The organism is Nocardioides sp. (assembly GCF_031422975.1).
Taxonomy (GTDB): Bacteria; Actinomycetota; Actinomycetes; order Propionibacteriales; family Nocardioidaceae; genus Nocardioides.
In genome coordinates, this window is record NZ_JANPEO010000139.1 from 1 (window position 1) to 4103 (window position 4103).

The window sequence follows — 4103 nt, forward strand, 5'->3', positions numbered from 1 at the left end:
CCTCATCGCCGAGCTGCGCAGCGCCGCTGACGAAGGACTGTCGGTGGTGGCCTCGTCGCCGTTCCGGGTGCGGCACAAGGGCGGAGTCCGGCGGATGGCCGAGCTCGTCGAGCCGCTGGACCGGTCGCTGCGGAGCGCGCGCGTGCTGACGAGGTACGTCGCGCTGGCGGCGTACAAGGACAAGCCGGTGCCGCCCGACTATCCCCTGGTGGCGCGCGAGCTGGCGGCGGCGGTCGAGCTCGTCGCCGATGAGCTGCAGGCCGACCGGATCGCGGTGGCCGCGCGGCCGGCGCTGATCGCCGTGGGGATTGCGACCTCCGAGCTGCCACGGGGGGACGCGCTGTCGGTCGAGGTGATGCTCGCGCAGCTGCGCGCGGTCGTCACCGACCTGCTGATGCTCACCGGCATGGGTCAGCTGGAGTCGACCGACGCGATCCCGCCGCCGCACAGCTGAGCGGGGTCAGAGCGACGCGTGCAGCTCGGCGACGACCGAGTCCACGACGGCGACCAGATCGCCGCCGCTCTCGGTCGCGACCTTGCGTTGGCGCTGGTAGGAGGCGCCCCTGCGCGGGATGTCGGCCACGGAACGCAGCTCGTCCTCGCAGTCGAGCCGCCGCGCCACCGGGGTGAGTCGCTCCAGCAGGTCGTCGAGGTCGTCGGTGACGAGCCGCTCGCGGGACTTCTCGTCCAGGATCACGATCGCGTCGAGTCCGTAGCGGGCGGCACGCCACTTGTTCTCCTGCACGTGCCACGGCGGCATCGTCGGCAGTGTCTCCCCGGCGGCCAGCCTGGTGTCGAGGTCGATGACGAGGCAGTGGATGAGGGCGGCCAGACCTGCGAGCTCGGTGATGTCGGACATGCCGTCGCAGACGCGGTTCTCGATCGTGCCCAGATGTGGTGCGGGGCGGATGTCCCAGCGCACGTCGGACATCGAGTCGATGACGCCGGTCGTGGCCTGGTCGGCGATGCAGTGCTCGAACTCCTCCCAGGTGTCGAACGTGAACGGCAACCCGGCGGTCGGCAACTGCTGGAACATCTGCGAGCGGTTGGAGGCATAGCCGGTGTCGAGTCCCGCCCAGATCGGCGAGCTCGCCGAGAGAGCCAGCAGGTGGGGATAGGTGTTGAGCAACGACGACATGATCGGCATCACCCGGTCCTGCGAGGGCAGCCCGACATGCACGTGCAAGCCCCAGATCAGCATCTGCCGGCCCCACCACTGGGTGCGGTTGATGAGCTCCTCGTAGCGGACGCCCTCGGTCAGCTGCTGCGCCGACCAGTTCGCGAACGGGTGCGTGCCCGAGCCGAGCAGGTCCACACCGAGGGCCTCCGCCGCGGGGACGACCACCCCGAGGGTGTCCCGCAGGTCGGCGACGGCCTCCGCCACCGACGTACAGATGCCGGTCACGACCTCGACCGTGTTGCGCAGCAGCTCCTTGTGCAGGCGTGAGGAGTCGGCCAGCTCCGGGCTCACGGCGGCGAACAGGTCCGCCGCGGTGTTGGACAGATCGCGCGTCTCCCGGTCGACGAGTGCGAACTCCCACTCGACCCCGATCGTGGGCGCGGGCGAGGCCCGGAAGGCAAGGGGGAAGTCGATGCGCACCCGCCCATCGTAGGGATGCCACCATGGCCCCGTGGTCGACGATCCGAAGGAGCTCAATCTGACGATCGACCTCTGCCTGCGCATCGGTGAAGTGCTGCTGTCGTCGGGCGCGGGCGCAGCCGACGTGACCGCGACCATGCTGTCCGTCGCGCACCACCTCGGACTGCGACACCCCGAGATCGACGTGACCTTCACGTCGTTGTCGATGAGTCATCAGGCCTCGCCCGAGGACCCACCGGTGCTGATCATCCGCAACGTCAAGCATCGCGACATCGACTACGCCGACCTCACCCAGGTCGACCACCTGGTGCACGAGTTGCTGGCGGACCAGCTCGATCTCTACCTGGCCCGCTCCCGGATGGCGACCATCGTCTCGACCGGGCACCCGTGGCCGCGCTGGGCGGTGACGCTGGCGTGGGGCCTGATGTGCGCGAGCGTCGCCGTCTTCCTCGGCGGGGACTGGCTGGTGGCACTGATCGCGTCGGCGGCTGCGATGACCATCGACCGGCTCCAGATGGTGCTCGCGCGTCGTCGGTTGCCGACGTTCTACCTCCAGGTCGCCGGCGGGGCCGTGGCCACGCTGTTCGCTGCGGCGCTGGGGGCCGCGCCGATCGCCGCGGACCTCTCGCTCGTCGTGACCGCCAACATCGTCATGCTGCTCGCCGGGATCGGCTTCATGGGTGCGATCCAGGACGCGCTGACGGGGTTCTACGTCACCAGCGGCGCCCGGGTGATCGAGGCGCTGCTCGCCACTGCCGGGATCATCGCCGGCGTCAGCGGCGGGCTGTCGGTGGCCGACGTGCTGGGATTCAACCTCGGCCAGCTCGTGCCGGGGCGATCGCTCGGCAACCATCTGGGCATCGCGGTCGCGGGCGCCGCCGTCTCGGCGGCAGCCTTCGCGTTCGCCTGCTACGCCCCGGGGCGTGCGCTGGTGCCCATCGCACTGACGTCAGGGGTGGCGACGCTGCTCAACCTCGTGGTCAGCGACACCGGCTTCGGTCGCACCTGGGCCGCCGCGATCGGCGCCTTCGTCATCGGGGTCGTGGCGTACGGCGTCGCCGGCCGGTTCCGGGTGCCGCCGCTCGTCGTGGTGGTGTCGTCGATCGTGCCGCTGCTCCCGGGGCTCTCGATCTATCGCGGGCTCTCGCTGCTCGCCGCCGGCGGCTCGGGGACCTCCCAAGGGATCGTCGCCATGATGACGGCCGCCTCGGTCGCGGTCGCCCTGGCGTCCGGCGTGATCCTCGGGGAGTACCTCGCCCAGCCGCTGAAGCGGGAGACGCGTCGGCTCGAAGGTCGCCTGTCCGGGCCGCGGCTGGTCGGGCCGTTCCGCGCCTCGCGGCGGGGCGAGACCCGGGCCGACCGGATCACCTGACCAGGGCCAGCCAGGCCGCGTGCGCCTTCCCGTCGTAGGGCGGCTGCTTGCCCGTGACGAGCGACACGAGCTCGTCCGCGCTGGCGCGGGCCGCGGCGATCACGTCTGCGGGGTAGCCGAAGGACACCTGGTGCTCGAGGAACTCGTCCTCGTCGTCGATGAACACCTCACCGAGCTCGGCGACCAGACCCGGCGGTCGCGACCTCTCCGGCGAGACCGAGGACATCCGGATGACGTCGAGGTCGAGGTCGACCGTGCGCAGCACCTTGCCGTCCCAGGTGGCCGGCGTGCTGATGTCGATGTAGAGGTCGCACCAGATGCCGGGGTCGTGGAAGGTCGCCATCCAGTGACCGTCGCGCGGGACCAGGGTCACTGACGCGACCTCGGAGTCGTAGGAGTAGCCCGGCCTGGAGTTGTGGGTGCCGGCTGGGAAGCCCAACCACTCGCCGTACTCGTCGCTGCCGAGCCAGACACCGTCGAACTCCCAGTGCGGACGATCACCCCACTTGGTCAATTCGACGCGGATCGGGTCCCCGGGAGCATGGGCCATGGGGTGACGCTACCGAGTGAGGCGCGGCGCCAAGTAGGCGAGGACGTCCTGGTAGCGCGAGCCGGTGAACTTGGCGAAGTGATGCAGCACGTGCGCGTCGATGCCGACGAGCACGCGCGCCTTCCCGGAGAGCGCGCCCTTGAGGATGATCGCGGCCGCCTTGTCGGCAGGCATCCGGGCGAACTTCTCGTCGAACAGCGCCGCCAGCTTGGCGCGGTCCTCGCTGGCCGTGGTGCGGCCGTGGCGGACGATGCCGGTCTTGATCCCGCCGGGGTGGACGCTGGTGACCGTCACCGGGTGCCGGCTGATCAGCATCTCCTCGCGCAGTGCCTCGGTGAAGCCGCGGACGGCGTACTTCGTGGCGTTGTACGCGGTCTGGCCGGGCATCGAGACGAGCCCGAAGAGCGAGGAGATGTTGACGAGCGCCCCGTTGCCGGACGCGATGAGGTGCGGCAGGAACTCCTTGGTGCCGTTGACGACGCCGTCGAAGTTGACGCCGACGATCCAGTCGAACTCGTCGTAGGTCATGTCCTCGAAGTCGCCGCTCATCGAGACGCCGGCGTTGTTGACGACGAGGTTGA

General features: G+C 70.1%; 4 protein-coding genes and 1 pseudogene. 2 read left to right on the top strand and 3 right to left on the bottom strand.

Annotated features, from left to right (window positions below; translation table 11 throughout):
• Window positions 1–454, top strand: a pseudogene (locus RMO85_RS04455) (hypothetical protein); the annotation flags it as partial.
• A gap of 6 nt (window positions 455–460) precedes the next feature.
• Here RMO85_RS04455 and RMO85_RS04460 read toward each other — a convergent pair.
• Window positions 461–1600 (bottom strand): glutamate--cysteine ligase, encoded by a 1140-nt coding sequence (locus RMO85_RS04460; protein ID WP_310526730.1) that lies wholly within the window; start codon window positions 1598–1600, stop codon window positions 461–463.
• Window positions 1601–1631: 31 nt separating this feature from the next.
• Between RMO85_RS04460 and RMO85_RS04465 the strand changes: the two genes are divergently transcribed.
• The gene (locus RMO85_RS04465; protein WP_310526731.1) at window positions 1632–2972 is read left to right on the top strand and encodes a threonine/serine exporter family protein; all 1341 of its coding nucleotides are present in this window, start codon (window positions 1632–1634) and stop codon (window positions 2970–2972) included.
• Here RMO85_RS04465 and RMO85_RS04470 read toward each other — a convergent pair.
• Both RMO85_RS04470 and RMO85_RS04475 read right to left on the bottom strand, forming a co-directional pair.
• A complete protein-coding gene (locus RMO85_RS04470) occupies window positions 2965–3522 on the bottom strand; it encodes a DUF402 domain-containing protein (RefSeq protein ID WP_310526733.1) in 558 nt (185 codons plus the stop codon). The genes RMO85_RS04465 and RMO85_RS04470 overlap by 8 nt on opposite strands.
• Window positions 3523–3531: 9 nt before the next feature.
• The coding region (locus RMO85_RS04475; protein WP_310526734.1) for an SDR family oxidoreductase at window positions 3532–4103 on the bottom strand (572 nt) is incomplete at its 5' end.